This window comes from Veronia pacifica (assembly GCF_001707825.1).
GTDB classification, from domain to species: Bacteria; Pseudomonadota; Gammaproteobacteria; order Enterobacterales; family Vibrionaceae; genus Veronia; species Veronia pacifica.
This window is the reverse complement of the sequence record NZ_LYBM01000019.1, coordinates 47,799-70,076: the sequence shown is the minus strand read 5'-3', so window position 1 is coordinate 70,076 and position 22,278 is coordinate 47,799. Positions and strand designations below refer to the sequence as shown.

8 protein-coding genes are annotated in these 22,278 nt (G+C 48.1%); 7 read left to right on the top strand and 1 reads right to left on the bottom strand.

Annotation, left to right across the window (positions count from 1 at the left end):
- Positions 1–254: 254 nt before the first annotated feature.
- From A8L45_RS11695 to A8L45_RS11685, 3 genes are read left to right on the top strand one after another with little or no spacing between them, the layout of a single operon-like run.
- Positions 255–818 (top strand): SH3 domain-containing protein, encoded by a 564-nt coding sequence (locus A8L45_RS11695; RefSeq protein ID WP_068902439.1) that lies wholly within the window; start codon positions 255–257, stop codon positions 816–818.
- A complete protein-coding gene (locus A8L45_RS11690; protein WP_349266997.1) occupies positions 766–12,897 on the top strand; it encodes a VCBS domain-containing protein in 12,132 nt (4,043 codons plus the stop codon). Before A8L45_RS11695 ends, A8L45_RS11690 begins: the two co-directional genes overlap by 53 nt.
- A complete protein-coding gene (locus tag A8L45_RS11685; protein WP_139122365.1) occupies positions 12,819–17,360 on the top strand; it encodes an SPM autocatalytic domain-containing protein in 4,542 nt (1,513 codons plus the stop codon). Before A8L45_RS11690 ends, A8L45_RS11685 begins: the two co-directional genes overlap by 79 nt.
- Here A8L45_RS11685 and A8L45_RS11680 read toward each other — a convergent pair.
- A complete protein-coding gene (locus tag A8L45_RS11680) occupies positions 17,357–17,821 on the bottom strand; it encodes a GNAT family N-acetyltransferase (RefSeq protein ID WP_068902475.1) in 465 nt (154 codons plus the stop codon). The two genes, A8L45_RS11685 and A8L45_RS11680, sit on opposite strands and share 4 nt — an antisense overlap.
- Positions 17,822–18,079: 258 nt before the next feature.
- Between A8L45_RS11680 and A8L45_RS11675 the strand changes: the two genes are divergently transcribed.
- The 4 genes from A8L45_RS11675 to A8L45_RS11660 all read left to right on the top strand — a co-directional run bounded on the left by A8L45_RS11675 (position 18,080) and on the right by A8L45_RS11660 (position 22,276).
- Positions 18,080–18,955, top strand: coding sequence for a MurR/RpiR family transcriptional regulator (locus tag A8L45_RS11675; RefSeq protein ID WP_139122364.1), 876 nt, complete (start codon positions 18,080–18,082; stop codon positions 18,953–18,955).
- A 397-nt stretch (positions 18,956–19,352) separates the two neighbouring features.
- Positions 19,353–20,390, top strand: a complete 1,038-nt coding sequence (locus A8L45_RS11670; protein ID WP_068902434.1) for a TRAP transporter substrate-binding protein — start codon at positions 19,353–19,355, stop codon at positions 20,388–20,390.
- Between the two features lie 33 nt (positions 20,391–20,423).
- The gene (locus A8L45_RS11665; RefSeq protein ID WP_068902433.1) at positions 20,424–20,981 is read left to right on the top strand and encodes a TRAP transporter small permease subunit; all 558 of its coding nucleotides are present in this window, start codon (positions 20,424–20,426) and stop codon (positions 20,979–20,981) included.
- Entirely contained in the window at positions 20,978–22,276 is a 1,299-nt protein-coding gene (locus A8L45_RS11660; RefSeq protein ID WP_068902432.1) for a TRAP transporter large permease, read from the top strand. The genes A8L45_RS11665 and A8L45_RS11660 overlap by 4 nt, the downstream gene beginning before the upstream one ends.
- The last annotated feature ends 2 nt before the right edge of the window (positions 22,277–22,278 follow it).

Below are 22,278 nucleotides of genomic sequence, written 5' to 3'. Positions count from 1 at the left end.
TCCAGCACTTATCCAAATTCAGCTATTTGAATTAAAATAAAGAGTTAAGAGGTGAATATTACAAAATCATACTCTGGATATCAGCATAAAAATGGCGATAACAAATCTCTTTTCATCCTCTGTACTTATCGCTGATGGTTTCAGTGTCGTTGAAGAAGACTGAATATATGCCGATAACGTAAAAAAGAATATTAATTTCAACCGTATCAGATTTGGCTGGGTAAACACTTTTTGTAGGAGTTTTGTCTAGACTGATGCAAAAAATTGAGTTATCCAGTTTGGATAATGTCACATTCGATGGATTTGATTTCACGTTCATTAATGAACATGGCATACCCATTGACGTCCCCAATGGCTTGTTTTTGATTGCCACAGGACAACTTGAAATTCATTTTAACGGATTGCCCGCCCCGCTATTCAAGCTGTTAGATAACTCAGGCATCTCCTCTGAAATATTAATTCAGAGTCTGAGTGTCATTCCCCCCTTTAAATCATCATTATTAGAGCGATATGAAGATGACCTTGTCCAGAGACGTAAAACGTTAGATGAACAGCTTGCGGTAATAGAGCAAAATCAGGCAGAAATGCGCAGTGACCGCTGCCAGAATATAGCAATTTGCGAGCAATTTATCGCAGAGTCAAAACGACAAATCGCCAAGCTCAACAGAGAAATAGAACAGCTTGAACAAAAGACTGAAGATGAAACTAAAGACATAGAGATATCAACGCAGTTAATTATCGAGTCGCTGGCACTGTTTCAATCCGATTTCAGCTACGACCCGGAACGCGCTGAAAAACGCCTATCAGAGAACCTTTAATACAACACCGCTGGAAAAATACAACAAAAAAACAGCCAGCAGAGAAGACATACAGACAGAAAACGCAGAGGACATTCCCGTTATTCTGCCTAACACAGAGATCTCTGGTCTTTATGGGGTATTCACTGTAGTTGGCGGCGTTGCAAAATACACCGAAAATACAGAAGCCATTATCCCCCTCAATCATGGGCAAGTAGTCTCTGAGACCTTTTCAGTCATCGCAAGCAATGGCTCAACCAAGACTTTCAGTTACTCGGTCACTGGCCTTGATGACCCCTGTATCGTAGACGGCGATTTTAACGGAAGTCTTCATGAAAGTGATGCTCACTCACATATAGATGGCGTACTGTCGATCCACGATCCTGACCCTAGTGATAATCCTGTATTCAATGATGTCTCCATGACGGGTTCTTACGGTGAGTTCTCTCTGGTGTCACATCAGTGGACCTATTCACCCGATCCCTTGTTACTGGAAATGCTTGCACAGGATGAAACACAACATGAAAATTTTCAGCTGACTGCCACCGACGGCGCGCAAGTTGAACTCTCCATCGCCCTGACCGGGCAAGATACCCAAACATACCTTCATGGTGAAACGCACGATACGCTGGAAGCGTCAGCAACCATCGCCCACGGAGAAATCCGTGCCTATGACCCTGACAACCCCATTCAACCGACTATCGACGACATCTCACTGCTCGGTCATTACGGGACATTTACCTTATCAAACGCTCCGGATAACCCTGCAGAAAAAGCCTGGGTTTATCAGGTTTATCCAGACAAACTCGTCCCGCTCGGCGGAGAAGAACTGGATACGGATGTCTTCACCGTGGCAGCCTCAGACGGCACGTCGCATCAAATTGCTATGACGGTAACCGGGACTGACGATACGCCCGTTGTCTCAGGCATCTTTTCCAGAGCGACAACAGAAACTGACAGCGATCAGGCGCCCGCTTCTACCTCTGGCACCTTACACATTGCCGATGCCGACCTGACCGATACCCCGAGCTTTGTCGATACCGAAATATCAGGACATTATGGAACATTGGTGTTAACCAACGGTCAGTGGACTTACACACTCGAACCAGACCGCTCAGGCCATCTCACCACGGGCGATTCTGTTACCGATACACTGACATTGATCGCAACCGACGGTACCGAGCAAATTATCACCATCGCCGTCAATGGCACAGATACCACCGCCATCATTCGCGGAGAGAGTCAGTCGACGTTACTGAAACATCACACCTCTGGTAACGGTATCGTCAACCTTTATGATCCAGACGCTGAAACGCAGCCTACCCTGCCCGACAAACAACACGCTGGTAACTTCGGTACACTGACGACCCACACTAGTGGCACCTGGCAGTACTCCGTTGCGCCAGATGATATCAGGCCATTAAATGATAATGAGCAGGCGCAGGATATTTTCACCATCACTGCTTCTGACGGCTCGCAGCATCAGATTGTGATAACAGTAACGGGTGCCGATGACGCGCCCGTCGTCTCTGGTCTTTTTTCCGAATCGGTCACCGAAACCGACAGTGATGAGACTGTCGCCTCGGTCTCTGGCACCCTGAATATCCTTGACCATGACACCGCCGACACACCGACGTTTGACGGAATAACCCAGCCAGGTCAGTACGGCTCTCTCGTCGTTAGCAGTGGTCAGTGGACATATACTCTGGATCGCGATAAATCCGGGCACCTGACAACCGGAGACACCTTACAGGATACCCTCTACCTCTCGGCGACAGACGGCACGCAGCAAATCATCACCATTGATATCACTGGCTCAGATACCACAGCAACGATCAGTGGCGACCGACAATCGATACTGCAAAAGACCGACACAACGGACAGCGGTACAGTTGTCTTTTTTGACCCCGATGCGACAACGCAACCTACTCTGCCAAACCAACAACATGCGGGTATCTATGGCACCCTCACCACCAACAGTGACGGTACATGGCATTATGCTATCAGCCCTGCTTCAGTTGCGACGCTCAACGATAATGAACAGGCACAGGATCCTTTTACCATCACTGCCTCTGACGGCTCGCAGCACCAGATTTTAATAACAGTAACGGGTGATGAAGACGCGCCAGTCGTCTCCGGTCTGTTCAGCGCAGCCACAACCGAAACTGACAGCGATGAAGCCGTCGCCTCAGTATCCGGGAGTTTAGCCATTAGCGATGCTGACAACGGCGATAACCCCAGCTTTGCTGATACCACAGTAAATGGCACCTACGGAGATTTAGTCCTGACTAACGGTCAATGGACGTATACCCTTGACCGCGCAGGTCAGGCGGGTCAGCTCACCACCGGTGATATTGTTAACGATACACTGACCCTGACGGCTACCGATGGGACTGAACAACAAATCACGATCACCATTACGGGTAGCGATACCACTGCGATTATCAGTGGCAACACGCAATCGACACTGCTAAAAACAGAGACTTCAGCCAACGGTACTGTGTATCTGTTTGACCCGGATGCCACGGCCCAGCCCACTCTGCCTAATCTCACTCATGCAGGCACTTATGGTAGCCTCACCACTAACAGCAACGGGTCATGGAACTATGCCGCCAATCCGGCAGCAGTCATCACGCTAGACAATAACGAGGAGGCATTGGATAGTTTCACCATCACTGCCTCTGACGGTTCTCAGCACCAGATAATCATAACGGTGACAGGTGATGAGGACGCCCCTATCATCTCCGGCTTGTTCAGCGCCGCCGTAACAGAAACCGACAGCGATGAGTCTGTCGCCTCAGTCACAGGCTCCTTGACTATCAGCGATGCAGACCGTAGTGATTCACCTGTTTTTACTGATACGACAGTCGTTGGCACCTATGGTGAGTTAGTCCTGACGAATGGAGAATGGGTATACACGCTCGACCGAGATGACTCCGGTCATCTCACCGCCAGTGATACGGTGACGGATGAGCTGACACTGATCGCCACTGATGGTACTGAGCAAGAGATCACTATTACTATCACTGGCACCGATACCACAGCGATCATTACTGGTGAGAGTCAGTCCACACTTCAGAAAACGGATATCACTGCCAGCGGCACCGTCAATCTTCACGACCCAGATGCAATAACACAGCCGACACTGCTGAATCAGCTTTACACCGGTACCTACGGCTCACTCACTACTAACATTGATGGAACATGGAGTTATGTCACCGACCCCATTGCAGTTGCAGCATTAAACGATAACGAGCAAGTGCAGGATGACTTTACCGTCACGGCCTCTGATGGCTTGCAACATCAGATTGTGATGACAGTGACAGGTGATGAAGATGCTTCAGTGTTTAGTGGCTCAATCAGCGGTGCAGTAACTGAAGATAGCCACAACCTGATCGCTCAGGGGCAATTGACGATCACAGATGATGACACTAATGACACACCAAGCTTAATAGATACCTCTCATAACGGGCAATTTGGTGAATTTACCTTCACAAATGGCAACTGGACCTTCACGGCCAACAACAGTGCATTACAGCCTTTAGATCAGGGCCAGTCTGCACAGGATATCTTCACCGTCAATGCGACTGACGGTAACTCAGAGCAGGTGACCATCACATTGACAGGTGTCGAGGACGCGTCATCCGTCGGCGGCACGCATACTGGCTCAATGACTGAAAATGGCCTCGGGCCTTTCTCAATCTCGGCGGAAACAGTCACCTCAGGTACGACAACAACAGGCACAACGTCAAGCCATATCCAAATCGCAGGCGTCCCCTACATACTGACAACTACGTTCAACTATGACGGGCTTGCTGCCCTCTTCAGGGTAGAAAACGATGGGTCACTAATAGAAACTGACCGAATATTTTATGACTCATCCCAAAGCACTGCTGTGACAACATCTTCAGGAGATATCTCAAGTAACGTGCAAAGCTATGGCCTTTCACTCGCCGCCTTGGGTAACGGCGTCACCATGTCGAACATGTATGATGTGGATGGTCAGACGACACTATTTCTCACCTCTCAAAACAACGGTGCTATCTCTGTCTGGCATGTGTCTGACGACGGAGCACTTTCATTCCATGGCGGGAAAACAATCGGTCACTCACAGCCTTCAGTTAACGGTGGAATAGTTAGCGAAAATATTCTTTATGAAGCACCCGATGGCACTTTTTATCTTTACGCTACGCGTCCGCAGAACGACCGTATCGATGTGCTCACTTACAACCCGACAACGGGCGCTATCAACGAAACTGGCTCCACTGTCTCTGCCGGAGACAATACATCCAGTGTGAATTTACTCACACACAACGGTAAAACCTACCTTGTCGCCGCATCAAACAATACGCTCAATGTCTATACCATTGATGACAACAATGGTGGGCTTGCGTTCGAAAGCAGCCACACGCCCAACCTTGGTAACAACCATTCCGTCAATGCGTATCAAAGCAAAAATGGCGATGCTTTCATTGTCGCCAGCGGCGCTGACAGCCAAACTTCACATCTCTATCAACTCGAAAATGACGGTTCAATCACCCAGTTAGACACCATAGATTCTGGCTTTTCATTTCACTCGTCTCCGACAGGAGTTGATAACCATGTGGTCTTTGTGTGTGAGAGCGAATCAGGCGGCGTAGACCTTTTCACCATCGGGGCAAATAATCGATTCCAGCACCTGAAGCACCTCTCAGGCTTTGACAATGATGGCGCTGTGCCGCAGCTGGTTATGTCGGAAAACGGCAATTACTATCTGGTGGATATCAACGGTGTGATCACCTCACAAGCGCTGACCATCACTGATCTCACGCCGCAAGCCACTGGAACACTCACCATTTCAGACGCGGATGATAACGATACACCGACATTTCAGAATACTGACGTCGATGGTACGTATGGCTCCCTATCACTGACAGATGGCACGTGGGTTTATAGCGCAACAGCACACAGCGTTGCGCCTCTGACTGACGGACAAGTGGTTCAAGATACCCTGACGCTCACCGCAACTGATGGTACTCAGCAAGATATCGTCATTACCCTCACTGGCGTTGATTTTAATACGGCAACATCTCTAACCACCCTTGCAGGTGACGGCATTATTAACAGCACGGAGGCCTCGGGTACCGTAAATATTGAAGGTCAGTTTGGCCATGCCATTGCTAGCGATACGGCAGAGTTCGTTGTTAACGGCAGTGTGTTCACTTACACATTCACTGAAACCGACATCCAAAATGGTGGCACGTTTACCATCGCAGTAAGTGGCCAAGATCTCGCTGCGGTTACCACAGCAACACTTATGCTGAAACGAGACGGTCAAACACTGCTTGAGAACGATTATAACTACTCGGTGGACATCGACGCCCCTCAGGCACCCGCAACATCTGTGGCGCTTTCACAAATCGGAAACTCAACAAACACAATTGGTGCCGCTGATCTAAACAATGGCAATATTACCGTCGCTGGCTCCGTTTCCGGCGAGTTTACCACGGGCGATACTGTGACAGTCTCGGTAGGCGGCAGTATTATCGCTACGGGAAATATCGCGTCGAACGGGGCATTTGATTTCTCAGTCGACAACAGTCTGTTGATATCTGACACATCACTGACCGTGACTGTCAATGCCACTGATGTCGCAGGAAATGTCGGCCAAATCACTCATACATCTGCTTACACCTTTACCCTCACAGACTTTCTCAGCATCAATCCAATCAGCGCTGACAACACTATCAACCTATCGGAATCAGGCACAACTCTCCCAATATCCGGTCAGTTCTCACTCGCTCAAGTGGGTGACATTGCTCAAACCACGATTAATGGTCAGCAGTACAGCCATACTTTGACTTCTGAAGACATCTCGAATGGCGGAGTATTCTCTATTGACGTGGCAGGCTCGGCGCTTACTAATAACAATAACCTTACGGTCGAGATCTTCCGAAGTTCACAGAAACTTTTCAGCAAACAACATAGCTACAGTACTGACTTGACGGCCCCCGGAGAGCTTGTCGAAGGCTCACAAGCAATAGCCAACACCTACACATATAACCAACAAATAAAGCCGACTATCGCCAGTTTTTCTGACGGCAGCTATATCGTTGCATGGCAGTCGTATGGGCAAGACGGAGACAGATGGGGAATATACGGACAGCGATACGACGCATCGGGCGCAAAACTGGGTAACGAATTCCAACTGCACAATAACAGCCATAAAGATCAGCAAAGAGTAAAAATCGCCGTTTTCTCTGACGATACATTTATCACGGTTTATGACACCAATGCTGGCAATGACACCAACATCGCGGCCAGAAGGTTCGGTTCAGATGGTACCCCACTAGGTCCTGAGTTCACCATTAATACCAACACCTATGGGTCACAAGCGGAACCGGATATTACAGCACTGGCGAATGATCGCTTTGTTGTCACATGGCGCATCGATGACGGTTCTGGAAATGGTGTTGCTTGCCAATTATTCAACGCCAATGGATCAACGGTTGGCAATGAAGCACTGGTAAACACCTACACAACCAGCGGCCAAAAATGGCCAAAAATTGCACCCTTTTCTGATGGTGGCTACGTCATCACCTGGCAATCTAATAATCAAGATGGTCATAACAAAGGCGTATATGCACAACGCTTTGATCACCTCGGTGACAAAGTCGGTGTTGAAACGCTTGTTAATACCACGACATCAGGTGAGCAAAGCTATCCTGCCGTCACTGTCCTTAATAATGAAAGCTATGTCATCGTATGGCGCGACTATGATACTGCCGCAGGTACCTATGATATTCAGGGGCAGATCTTTCTGTCTGATGGCACCCCCTTAGGCAGCGAGTTCCAGATTAATACCACCACGTCAAACGACAATGACGACGAGCAAATAGACGCCCCTCATATTACTCATTTAAGTGATGGTGGCTTTGCAGTGACATGGTCTGAAATCGCTTATACGTATAGCGGGAGAAATGTTTATCTCCAAAGGTTCTCTGCGTCAGGTGACAAGGTAGGCGATGAAATCGCGGTATCCGAGAGTATAGGTGCACCCCAGTCGTCAGATCCTTACCTGACCACCACAAACAACGGGCAATTATTAGTCACATGGAGCCTTGATACTGGCGGAACTGATGACATCGTTGTCAAAAACTATACCCTATCTACAAGTCTGTCGATAACTGAGGTCGCTGGCGCTGATTTCATTGTTACAGACAACGAGCTTGTCGCTGACAACGTCACCATCAAAGGTAAAGCGATTGGCGAGTTTTCTGATGGAGATGCCGTCACAATCTGGGTCACTGGCACACAGATTAGCACAGGTAACGTTGACGCTAATGGCGACTTCACAACAACAGTACCAATCTCGCGTCTTCTCGACAGCAGCACGTTAACAGTGAAATTGGCGGCATCTGATACGGCAGGCAATGTCAGCTCGATTTCATCAACCGCCGACTACTCTATCGATCATGACAGCTTCCTTACCATTGACTCGGTCACTCCCGATAACATTGTAAATATTGCTGAGTCGCAAGCGACTGTCGCAGTGACAGGTCAGTATTCAATTGCCAGTGCGGGTGATATTGTTGATGTAACCTTGAATGGTAAGACCTACAGCCATACCATTACCACGGCGGAAGCCAATGCAGGTGGGTATTTTACCCTCAGTGTGAATGGCTCTGATTTAGCGGCAGACAATAGCCTGCTAGTCTCTTTGAATCGTGACGGTGCGCAAATTACGTCACGAACAAGCGCTTACACCGTCGATGTTTCCGCACCAACAGCCTTAACAATAGGTAGTGAGCAAACCGCCAACACCCACCTCACAAACAATCAGCTCTACCCAACCTCAGCCTACTTTTCTGACGGCAGTTTTGTTGTGCTGTGGGAATCCGCATTGCAAGACGGTGACGGAATGGGCATTTTCGGCCAGCGTTATGACAACTCTGGCAATAAGCATGGAGGTGAGTTTCAACTCAACACCACAACAACAGACAACCAGTCTGGTGTTTCGCTTACTGTATTTCCTGATGATACATTTATTGCGGCATGGAAATCCGAGCATCCTACCAGTAGCAATGTGACAGAATTTCTTGGTAGAAAATTCGACAGTGATGGCACACCACTCACCGGTGAACTCATCCTTAAATCTTCATCGGAGTCTCAGCATCAACTCCAAATTACTGCCCTGTCAAACAACGGCTATGTGACCACCTGGATATCTGAGGAAAAAAGCAGTACGTATGACATCGTCTCACAGCATTTTGATGCCGATAATAACAAGCAAGGCAGCGAGATTATTGTCTCGTCAGACACAAGCCGCAACCAGTGGGATCCAAAAGTTGCTGTATTCTCTGATGGTGGCTACGTTGTCACATGGTATGCATGGAGTGTGTACGATGGCAGCCACCTAGACTATCGGGTCTTCGCACAACGTTTTGACAGCAGTGGTAACAAACTTGGTGGTGTTGACACCGTACACACCACACACAAAGGGGATAATCACTACCCTGATATCACGGTGTTAAAAGACGACAGTTACGTCATTGTCTGGCAAAGCGAAAACGATCGCTCTAACCCCACAACATACGACATTCATGGTCAACGCTTCTACAAAGACGGCACGCCTTATGGTAGCGAATTTAAAGCCAATGCTGTGACCGCAGACTATGGCCAAAATGAGAAACTACAACGCCCATCAGTCACTGGTTTCAATGACGGTGGCTTTGCTATTGCCTGGGAGTTTAAAGACACCTCACCCGATACCAGCAATATCCACCTACAGCGGTTCTCACCCCTCGGTGAGAAAATCGGTGATGAGTTGACCGTATCGACAGGCGAGGCTGGCTACACGGCACGACCAGACTTATCAAGCCATCCTGATGGCACCGTATTAGTTGCATGGGGCGAAAAAGTTGCTGGCCACGAAGATATTAAGATCAGAACCCTTACCATGACGACACAATTGTCGATCGAGGGTATTGGTAGCAATGATTATATTGTTGATAATGCAGACCTTAGCGCTGGCAATATTCCCGTTACAGGTAAAGCGATTGGCGAGTTTTCTGATGGAGATGCAGTTACTATCTGGGTGGGTGGTACTCAGATTGGTTCAGGCAGCATTGATGCGGCCGGCAATTTCTCTGTTGGTGTGTCAATGTCAGACATCTTGGCACATACCGAGCTATCGGCGAAACTATCTGCCTCAGACACGGCGGGTAACCTAGGTATTATCACAGCCTCCTCTGCTTACTCAATTGATATAAATAGCTTTCTACATATCAACGCGTTAACCACCGATAACACGATCAACATTGCTGAATCACAAGCCAATATCGATATCACTGGTCAATATGTTTTGGCCAAAGCTGGCGACACTGCTGATATCGTGGTGAATGGCAATTCCTACCTCCATACCTTTACCAATGCGGAAGTTGCCGCAGGCGGCAGTTTTTCCATTGCGGTAAGTGGCGCTGATTTGGCTGCCGACAGCGACATTACTGTCTCTGTTTCCAGTGGCGGATCAGAAATTATCAGTCGGACACACCAGTACGACGTAGACCTTTTCTCACCCTCTGTGCTCGGTGTCGGTGAAACAGTCACTGCCAACACGCATTTACCGAGCTTTCAAGGTATACCAACCCTTGAACACTTTTCTGATGGCAGCTATGTGGTAGCGTGGCAGTCTTATGACCAAGACGGCGATGATTATGGTATTTTCGCCCAACATTTCGATGCCAAAGGGAACAAAGTCGGCAGTGAATATCAACTAAACACGTCAACCGTCGATACGCAGTCGGATGTCAGCCTCTCCGTCTTCTCCGACGACACCTTTATTGCGTCTTGGCACAGCTATCACATCGGTGTGTCATCGCCAGACGATGTCATGGGAAGAAAATTCAGTCAGAACGGCACCCCACTTACTGACGAGCTCAATTTCAATGTTTCAACATCAAGTAATTATCAGACTCGGGTGACTGCACTCGCCGATGATAGCTATGTGCTCTCGTGGGAGTCTGCACAAGTTATCAAATCTCAGCGTTTTAATACCGATGACACCAAACTTGGAAATGAAACTACCGTCAGTACGTCATCGACCGCGCGTTATGCCGAGAGTGGAGCCTTCTCTGATGGTGGGTACGTCATCGCTTGGTTTGCGGGCAATGTTGACGGGAATTCTGATGGTATTGTCAAACAGCAGTTTGACAACAATGGTAACAAAGTCGGCAGTGAAACCGTCGTCAACACCCACGTTAGTGGTTCTCAACAATACCCATCCGTTGCCGTGTTAGAGGACGACAGCTATGTGATGGTTTGGTTGAATGACAATCAGTACTCCAACACCTCAGACATTTGCGGCCAACGTTTCAATCGGGATGGTTCAAAAATTGGCACCGAGTTTATCATCAACGCTGAAACCGCTGACGACAACCAAAATGAGGAAGTAAAATACCCTGACGTCACTCCCCTCAGCGATGGCGGCTTTGTTGTGGTATGGGAGTACCTTGAATCCAATATTGATAAAACACATGTCCACGCTCAACGTTTTTCCGCCGATGGGCAAAAAGTGGGTAGCGAGCTGATTGCCTCCCAAAATGCTCCTGAAACCTATAATGCCCGGCCACATATTTCTGCATCGGACAACGGAAAAGTGACCATCGCTTGGGGAGAGTATGTCGATGGCACCAAAGATGTCATGCTCAAAACCTACTCACTGCCCATTACCATAGAGGTTACTCACATAGCGGGCACAGATTTCACCCTCGACAACACGGACAAAACCACAGGCACTGTCACTATCGAAGGAAAAGTTTTTGGCGATTTCTCAGCCAATGACCCCTTCACCCTTTTAACCGGCGGCAATCAGATAGGCTTAGGCAACATAGATGCTCAAGGTAACTTCACCACAACAGTGGCCTTTTCCGACTTAAAAGATCACACAGCTCTGGAAGTCAGTGTGATCGCCACTGATGAATCTGGCAATATCGGCCCATCGTTATCCGAACAGACAGCCTATTCGATTGACCACGACAGCTTCCTCATCATCAATGCAGTGACGGCCGATAATAGCGTCGATATTACCGAATCACAAAGTGCCATCAATATTACCGGGCATTATGCTTTGGCAGAGGCGGGCGACATTATTGAAGTGTCTGCCAATGGCAGCAGTGTTAATCACACCATCACATCTGCTGAAGCTAATGCCGGCGGCTATTTCTCTGTCTCATTAAGTGGTTCAGATGTTTTTGCCGATGGTACGTTAGATGCGAGTATTTCAAGAAACTCTGCGACACTGGCAACGAAAACTCATGTTTACGACAAGGTGCCGATCGTCTCTTCAGTTTCAGATGTCACTGTCGAAGAAGGGCAGGATGCGATATTTACCATCACGTTAAGCAATACTTCGAACAACATTTCACAAATATGGATTGATGCGTGGAATGATTCAGCTGTCGGCGTCCATGACCACGCTGAAAACTTGTATGCCGATTTCAACGACGGACAAGGATGGCAAGACAAGGGGGACTTCACCTATGGTCGGTGGATTGACGTACCCGCTAACATATCGACATTCAGCGTGAAAATACCCACCGTGGATGACAATGTCTATGAAGGTGATGAGAGCTTTACCCTCCGCGCCAATGCGGAAGGTCAGTCTCAAGTCATCGGCACAGCTACGCTAACTGACAATGATTCACCACCGACCCTGCACGGCACTGGCGTGAAGATTCAAAACGGCGTCGAAAACGCGACAAGTCATGGTGAAGGACCCGGTTGGCAATTTACGACCACTCGCCCTTCAGACGAAGATATGAATGTCACTATTGCGTTCAACGATTATTTCTACTCTGGCAGTTTTGGTAACTTTGAGGCAACGCTTTACGCCGAAGACATTGATGGCAACCCTCTTTCTCCTGTTGGTGCTAGCAACGGACTCTGGAACATTGTCAGCTATGCATCAGGCGCTAACTTCTCTGTGACGCTGCCTGCCGGGCATACTGCCCTCCGCGTCTTTCTCAAACCGAAAGAGACAATGTGTTTGAGGGCAACGAGCAAATATTCCCCTTCGCATTTCTCAACGGCTCTCAGGGCAACGGGCAAATGGCCACGCTGAACGATGAGGCTGATAACCCGTTCGTTACATCGCTCACGACGCTCCTTCATCAGGGCGTTGAGGGCGGCGACTGGCCGGGCTGGACAATGAACCTGTCTAATACCTCGAACTCAGATACCGTAATTAGGCTCAATGTTGACGATGCACTTCATCAGTCCACCTTTCTCGATGACTACAGCGGCACTATCGATATTTACACAATGGCAGATGTGAAAATCGGGACCGTGACGCTTGAGCAGAGTAATAACTGGGAGGCTGACGTCGCCGTTCCGGCTGGACACACTGGCTTGAAATTCTACGCCCAACCCACCAACGACGACATTTTTGAAGGCAACGAGACGATAAAGCTCAAGGCGCGAGCGATCCAAACCCAGAGTAGTTATGTTATCTCTGAAGCCGCCTTTTTCAATGACGATGCTGATAAGCCAACAGTGGTATCTGTTTCCGATGTTACGCTTGAAGAAGGACAAGACGCCGCTGTCACTATTACGTTAAGTAACACGTCCACCACAACGACCCGGGTTTTCATCGATGCTAACTCGATCTCGGCCGACGAGGCAACGGACTGGAACAGTAATGATTTGTGGGTGAACTTCGATGGCGCTAACTGGGTGCAGGCACCGGGTGATTTCTATTTGGGAAATTGGATCGACGTGCCCGCCAACATCGCATCTTTTCAGGTGCGGATGGGTACCACAAATAACGATGTCTTTGAAAATAACGAGTCATTCGACATTAAGGTGCGCACTGAACATGAAGCCTCTCTTGCCCAATCAGGCACAGTCACCATTACTGATGTCGATGACACACCAAATGTCACCAGTGTCTCCAGCCACACAGTAAGTGAGGGGAGTTATATAGAACCGATTGCTGTCACTCTCAGTAATGCCTCGACATCTCCGATATCGATTGAGCTAAATCTGGACGGTGGCACCTCATCAGCGGAAGACTGTGATTATACTGGCAATGAATTTTGGATCCGATATAACGGCGGAAGTTGGCAAAAATACGAAAATGATGTGGTTTATGGCTATGTTTTCGACGTGCCTGCAAACGTCGATGCGTTTGAAGCTAAGTTAATAACAATTAATGACAACGTGTATGAAGGTGATGAAAACTTCTACGCGTGGTTTAGGGTTGACGGTGACACGTGGGATAGCGCGACTGACAAAGGCGTAATGACCATTACAGATGCTGACGATACACCGCGTGTTACAACCATCAACACGTTACAATCAGGTTCAGAGTCAAGTTCCCCCGGTTGGACACTCAACCTTTCTAATGCATCGACTACCTCCACTGTCATCCGGCTGAATGTCAACGACAGCCTGCACACCGCAGATATTCTCAGTGATTATTCCGGAAAACTGACTATCTGGAACAGTGCTGGCACTGTCCTCATCGGCGAATTGGTGCTCAATGCAAGTAACGCTTATACCGCAGACATTGCGATCCCAGCACATAACAGTAGCGTGCTGATCTATGCTGAGCCGATCAATGACGATATCTATGAGGGGACGGAAACACTGACCATACAAGCCCGGGCACTTAACAATCAAGCCAGCTACATTACGTCGCAGTCATCCGATATTGACGACAGCGATGACGTACCGAGTGTGACGTCAGTGTCTGACCATACAATTGCTGAAGGTGAGTATGCACAACCGATAAGTGTCACCTTAGGCAATGCGTCAACACAGACAACACGCGTTGAAATCTATCTGGACGATGGTTCGGCGACAGTCGCTGGCGGCGACTTCTCTGAAAGCGAGTTCTGGGTGCGTTTCGGTGGAAGTGGAGGAAGCTGGCAACACCATACTGGCAGCATTGGCAGCGGCTATACAATAGATGTACCAGCCGGTCATTCCTCCTTTGATCTAAGCTTTAAAACACATGACGACAACGTTTATGAAGGCAACGAGACCTTTTCAGTCTGGGCTCGTGTAGAGGGCGATAGCTGGAATTCATCATCAGGTAAAGGCGTTGTTACTATTAGTGATAATGATTCTTCGCCTGTACTGACATCAAACCTCAGTAACATTAACGCATGGGAAGGGCATACTCCTTTCCACACGTTCACAATGAGCAGCCAATCAGCCAACACAACTAATGTCACTCTTGAGTACCAAAACGGCACTGCAAATGCGGGCTACGATTTCAACAGCCAACTCAAGTATCGTGTAAGTGGCACATCCTCATGGTCTAACTATACGTCGTCCGGCATTAACCTTGCGGCCAATAAAAATTCGTTTGATGTATTGGTAGAAACGTATGAAGACAGCCATTACGAAGGCGGAGAAAAATACACCCTCAAAGCGTCGACACAATACCAAAGTGGTTGGGCATCTGCTGGCGTCACCATTTTCGATAATGATGCCGTAACGCGAAACAGCGAGGGGCTCTGGGATCTAAACGGTGTCAAACAGTTACAAATCAGAATGCAAAATCTCTGGAATGGTGGTTGGCCGCGCATGCAAAGTAGCCTTGGCTACTATGTGATGGACAGCAATGGAAATATCATTGATGTCGAGGTAATGATTTCAAGAATTGCCGACTACAATAACGGTAGCAAAAACGTCACCGCCTACGCCAACAATGCGGCATCCATGGGGCTATTTCTGATTCCAGATGGTGCCAATTTAGGTTACGCCACAGGTGATGCATCAATTTCACTGACCAGTGATGGCGCAAAAATAACCCAGGGCAATAAAACTCACTATGTCCTCCTCTCCGAAGGATATAAAAACCATGATGGCTTTGATAATGAGTTGATTTCAGGAACGGAGTCAAAATGGGAAGATATACCCGGCGGGTGGTTTGAACTGCCTTGGCCCCTACCGGCCCTTGGCCCTGATTACGCGGACGTAAGTCTGAACGTTGAGGTGAAAGCGTATGACTTTGTCACACCAGTTGTCATCGACCTCGATGGGGACGGCATTCAGACGTTATCGTCAGATGTTTCACACATTCATTTTGATTTAAACGCCGATGGTGTATCCAGAATCACTGGCTGGGTCAGTAACAGTGACGCGTTTCTCGTGTGGGATAAAAACCGGGATGGCGTAATTAATGATGGCAGTGAAATGTTCGGTGAAGGAACCCTACTCAGCAATGGCGAAAAGGCGCAGGACGGTTTTCAAGCACTTCGAGAGTACGATGTAAATACCGATGGAAAAATTGATATTGCAGATGCAATCTTCCCAAAACTGAATATCTGGATTGATAAAAACACCAACGGAATAACAGATGTTGGAGAGCTTATCTCTCTGGCTGACGCTAATATCGCTTCTCTCAATCTCGCATCTGAAACATCGAATACGATGAATAACGATAACCTCATCAGTTTAACTGGCAGCTACACGACAACTGACGGGGAAAAGTATGAGTATGCTGACGTATGGTTCCGACAAAGCTTATCAGAAATGGCAAATTTCGATAATGACGACATTGTCTCGCCAGATGACGGGATGCCAACTGAATTCGCCCCTCCTGACCTGGAAAAAAATGCGCCAGTCAGCGGGTTTGTACCTGATGATTTCTCTGCCAAGGCAGCGGTAAATGAACAAGAATCTGACACTTTCATCAACGCGACAGAAAGCCCTCGAATGTGGCCATACCCGGCGTTAGAAGAAGAACAGCAGGCGCTGGCGATATTAAATGGTACGACACAATCACGGGGTATACTGCCACCAATAGTCAGTTACTTTGACCCACAAACCGTTCAGACTTCACACCCAGTATTTGAAGGCAAAGCAGCTGCAGGCGCTGAAATTACCCTTGAGCTACTCGATCATCAACTACATACCCAAGCTGATGATAACGGTGAATGGATATTGACATTGCCAATCAATCTCTCGCTGGATGAGGGAGAAAATGGTTACTCGCTATCGATTCAAACAAGGGATGGTTCGCGTGAAATCATTCATGGCAACATACTCTGTGAGAGTGATGATGTCACCAGCACAGAGGGTTCAAGAGAGAATGCAATCCCAGCTTCGCTTGATAAAACGCAATCTACCCACGTACCAAAAGGGGCTGAGATAGTCAGTGATCCCTACCCCCTCTTTTGTGGCGAGGCCGAAGCAGGTGCGACGATCCGGCTTAATATCGTTGATAAACAATATATGACGCGCTCTGACACAGATGGCGACTGGAATATAAAAATACCCTGGACAGAGCCGATATCACCGGGAAACCACGAATATAATGTTGAGATCATGCTCAGTGACGGCAGCACTGACAACCGCTCAGGAATTATCTCGTTTTCAGGTAACCCACCTGAGATTCAACTTGAGCAATCTACACCTTCCAAAGATGTTGCAGATACACACAGTACTGCGCTGCGTGATGCACTCACAGACCAAACAGACTCCCCACTGGATACTGTTTACCTCTCAGCCAATGACACCTACTTCGACACGATGCGTGAACAAGAAAACACGCGCACAGACGACGGCCTCTAATTCACCTTCTCCATCACGAAATTGTTCAGCAGCATACCACGAACCTCAACCTCATTATCCTTGACAACATGAAAGCCCATACGCTCAAAAAATGGTCTGGCGGTTATGCTAACAAGAGAGTGAATTCGTTCAATACCGCGCGCTTCGGCCAATTCAAATATATGATTCATCAATGCATTACCGACTCCCTGCTTCTGGCATTGCCAGTGGCAAAAGAACTGATCAATCAGACCGTCATCCTGAAGATCCGAGTAACCTACAATCACATTCTCAATGGTCGCAACAAAAGGCTGGTTGCGTTTACACATGGCCACTAGCTTATCCACGTCATAGCTCTCCACTGCCCACGCCTCCACTTGCTGTTGACTGTAGTGATGAATACAAACATTGCGTACAGAGTGAAAAAACAACTCGCGCATTTCTATTTCCTCACCCTGTTGGTAAGGCCGGATTTGAATCACTGACATTTCTCTTTCCAAAATATTACTCTCTCGTGTTTCAACGCCGAACTCGGAGAAAAAGCATAGTAGTCGTACAGCAAAACAATGTATAAAAAAACCGCAGCATCAGGTTTGGTGAATCACCGATATCACAGGCGTTATTAGCGAACATTCAGTGATGTATTTATCTAAAAAGCAATTCACTCCGTCGTCTGCTCTAGCTAAGAGGGACATTGACCATTACCATAACAATAGATTTCAAACCAAGCGGAAACATTTATGCCAGAATCATCTTTTCTTTCTCGGGTTCATGATGCCTTACCTGATTTGCACCCAGCAGAGCGAAAACTGGGTGAGCTGGTTCGTGACTTTCCCGGTGAAGTGGCCAGCTATTCAGCCTCGGAACTGGCCAAGCTTGCAGATGTTTCTAATGCCACCGTTAGCCGCTTTGTCCGTCGTCTGGGTTACACCTCTTACGAAGAAGCGCGCCGCGATGCCCGTCTTGAAAAAACGCATGGCTCAAGACGCTTTCTGGCTGCAGTCAGAGACACGGCACCCCGCGATCCGCTAACCTATGCCGACACCGACACACTGAATGTATCCAAAACGATTGAAAGCATTCCTCAAGAGACCGTCGATGATTTAGCAAAGGTGTTGTTGAGCGCCAGAAAGGTGTGGGTGATTGGCTTCAGAGCTGGCGCGCCACTAGCACATTACACCCAGTGGCAACTGTTACAGGTTATAGAGAATATCGTCGCGCTGCCAAATCATGGTCAGACCATGGGGGAACATCTGGCGGGCATACAAAGTAATGATCTGGTCATATTCTTTGGGCTAAGACGCAGGATCTCTCAGTTCGATAACATATTGTCTCGATTAATTTCGTCAGGAGCCAGCCTAGCTCTGATAAGTGACGAAAGTTTACCACTCAACAAAGAAGTAACCTGGCATTTACGCTGTGCAACAGATTCTCCCGGTCCCTTGTTCAGCCATGTAAGTGTAATGGCACTGCTGAATCTTGTGGTCAACCGTACCATTGATTTAGCGGGTGAGTCAGGAAGGCAGAGGTTAGCAGCAATCGAAGCTGCAATGATGCCTTGGATGAACTGTAATCGCCAGTTTCCAATGAAAAATGAATTTCATCGTCAATGTTGATGATGAACAATGTCTATTTGCCATTTTTTATCTCGCCACTGACTGCCTGACTTTATCAAAATAGAGCTTATTTCAATTTTTACAGCGATTTAATTACTTACTCTCCCAGATACTCTCGCCGCTAATGACGCTTCTGAGCAGATTACTACGCATAATTTCTTAGTGAGATGACGTCTCGTTACTAATACTTTTTGACTATTATTTCATCAGTTCTGTTCATGCCCACCTATTTATGAAAATAAAATTTCATTAAAAGTAAAAATTACATAATTATGAAAATTAGTTTTCATAAAGATCGGTTGCGGACACTGATGGAAAATAGCGAGAGCCATTGCTGTCACTTGCGCAACACTTGTTTGAGCCGGGAACAAACCCGGTCTAATTGGGAGGGAAACCAGTGAAAAGAACATATATTGCCAAGGCGGCCCTAGTCGTCTCTTTATTTTCTGGTTCAGTGTTAGCAGAATCTGTTTCGCTGCGGGTGCTTGGACAGCCTGTGGGATCTGGTTTGATTCAACAGAAAAAAGAACAACCATTCTTTGAAATGTTTGCAAAACATTCAGGACTGGACGCCAAGATCACATACCTTCCTGTTGACGTTGCAGGTATACCAGATAACGACGGAATGCGTGTCGTCCGGACAGGTTTGTTCGATATTGTCTCGTTTCGTGGCTCTCAAATAAGCCGGGACGAACCCACCCTGCTTGGGCTCGATTTGGTTGGACTAAACCCCGACTATGAAACAGGAAAAGCCAATGTTGCGGCGTTCCTCCCGACTGTCGACAAAGCCGTTCAAAGCAGATTCAATGCCAAGGTACTCGGTGTTTGGCCAGCGGGACCACAGGTCATTTTCTGCAAACCCAAAATTGACAATCTGAACGCCTTGAAAGGGCTAAAAGTGCGGGTTGGCGATCAAACTGCATCAGCATTTGTGGCTCAGTTCGGTGCCACAGGTGTGCCCATGCCGTTTGGCGAAGTTCAACAGTCGTTGGCAAAAGGCGTTGTGGATTGTGCCATCACGGGTCCCGCCTCTGCCAATTCTGCGGGTTGGCCTGAAGTCACCACAACAGTTCTGCCGATTGCCCTACAGCTGGCAATGAATGGTTACGTCATTAATTTGAACACTTGGAACAAGTTGACGGCAACACAACAAAGCGAACTGCAAAACGCAATGAACAAACTCTCTGATGATATTTGGCACTATTCTGAAGCCCTTTATCAGGATGCTTTGAACTGCAATACCGGTAAAACACCATGTCTTCACGGTAAACCGTATGCGCTTGAAGCAGCGCCAGTCAGCCAAAGTGACTTGAGAGCAGTGTCAGACGCGTTAGTTGGCAGCTCTCTGCCGGGCTGGGCAAAACAATGTAACGCCGTTAATAAAGGGTGTGAAGACGCTTGGATGAACACTATCGGTAAAAGACTGGGGCTTTAAGCCCCCGTTACCGCACATCCAGAGGGGTAGTCTATGAAAACCTACGCGCGTATTTGTTCCGTGATCTTCGGGCTGATGATGATGGCATTATGTATTGTCATCGCCTTAGAAACCATCATTCGTAAGGTATTTAATTACTCACTCGGCGGCGTCGATGAGTTATCAGGTTATGCCATTGCGATTTGTGCGCCGCTTTGCTTTGCCATTGCCGCCATCGAACAAAGTCATATTCGAATTAACCTTTTTCACATGCGAATGCCGAGACTATTGCGGGCAAGCGTCAACTTGATAGCTGCACTATTACTGGCTGGATTGGCATTATATCTCTCTGTATTTACCTGGCGCACGGTTCAGGATACTCAGCTATTTGGTTCTGTCGCCCAGACGCCTTGGATGACCCCATTGATCTGGCCTCAGATTGCGTGGCTTGTCGCCATGCTAACCTTCACGTTCGCTACCTGTTTTCTGGCGTCCAAAGCCGCCTTATTTGCTTTTCAGGGAAACATGGATGGGTTACTGCGCCACTTTGGTCCTGATTCTGTGGAAGATGAACTCGCTGCAGAGCTTTCTGATCTGGAGGAAAGATCATGAGTATGGACGTTATACTCGCGGGTTTTGCCGCAATGTTGTTCTTAATGTTTCTCTCAATGCCTGTTTCGGTGGCGATTTTGGCGGTAGGCGGTATCGGCGGTTACCTCGCATATGGAATGCCCTTGGTTGAAACCATGGGAGGCGTCGTCTGGGGGACTCTGAACAATCCTGTTATGACCGCAATACCCCTGTTTATGTTGCTCGGTGAACTTCTACTCAGAGGCGGTATTGCAGACAAAATGTTCGATGCCTTCGCGGTCTGGCTGGATCGATTACCGGGTGGATTACTCCATACCAATATTGCTACCTGCACCTTATTTTCTGCCACATCAGGCTCCTCAGTCGCCACCGCAGCAACGGTCGGCACCATCGCCTTACCTGCACTTAAGGAGCGTCAGTATCCTGTTCGGCCTGCACTGGGCACATTGGCGGCTGGCGGAACCTTGGGGATCCTGATTCCGCCATCGGTCAATTTGCTGGTATACGGCTCTCTGGCCAATGTTTCAGTGGGACAACTGTTTCTGGCGGGTGTCTTACCCGGATTATTACTAACGGGCTGCTTTATGGTCTATGTTGCCCTCGCATATCCAACAGCGGCTAAGAACACCGTTAAGGTAAAGATCCCGCTAGCGGAGAAACGTGCCCTGCTCCGCCATTTAATCCCGCCCGGTGTCATTTTTGGCATTGTTATGGGGTCTATCTATGGTGGACTGGCAACGCCAACTGAGAGCGCGGCACTTGGCGTGTTGGCTGCCCTTTACTTTGTCTGGAGAAGCGGGCGGCTGAAATGGTCGTTACTTGAACTGTGCTTTGCCCAATCAGCCCGCACAACGGGCATGGTAGTACTGGTGATTGTTTGCGCTCTCTTGCTGAATGTGACGTTATCTATGACTGGCGGCACACAGGCGATCACCCGATGGATCACAGATTTAGGTCTGAGTCAGATATCACTGTTGCTGTTGCTTGTCGTCTTCTACGTGGTGCTGGGCATGTTCATGGATGCGATGTCGATGCTGGTACTCACTGTGCCTATCGCCGTGCCTATGGTCACCGTACTGGGTGTTGATCCCATTTGGTTTGGCGTCTTCATTGTCGTCATGTGCGAAATCGGCCTAATCACACCGCCCGTTGGGATGAACTTATTTGTTGTCCAAGGCGTGCGCAAAGACGGCGGTGATTTTAATGACGTCATCTGGGGCGCGATCCCGTTTGTGATCATCATGGTGTTTTTCGCGGGTCTGCTGATCCTGTTCCCTGATATCGCGATGTTGCTTCCCAATCTGGCGGCGGGGTAAAT

Coding starts and splice junctions, on each gene's coding strand:
- A8L45_RS11695 (WP_068902439.1), top strand. CDS start 255: ATGCAAAAAATTGAGTTATCCAGTTTGGATAATGTCACATTCGATGGA.
- A8L45_RS11675 (WP_139122364.1), top strand. CDS start 18,080: ATGCCAGAATCATCTTTTCTTTCTCGGGTTCATGATGCCTTACCTGAT.
- A8L45_RS11665 (WP_068902433.1), top strand. CDS start 20,424: ATGAAAACCTACGCGCGTATTTGTTCCGTGATCTTCGGGCTGATGATG.
- A8L45_RS11660 (WP_068902432.1), top strand. CDS start 20,978: ATGAGTATGGACGTTATACTCGCGGGTTTTGCCGCAATGTTGTTCTTA.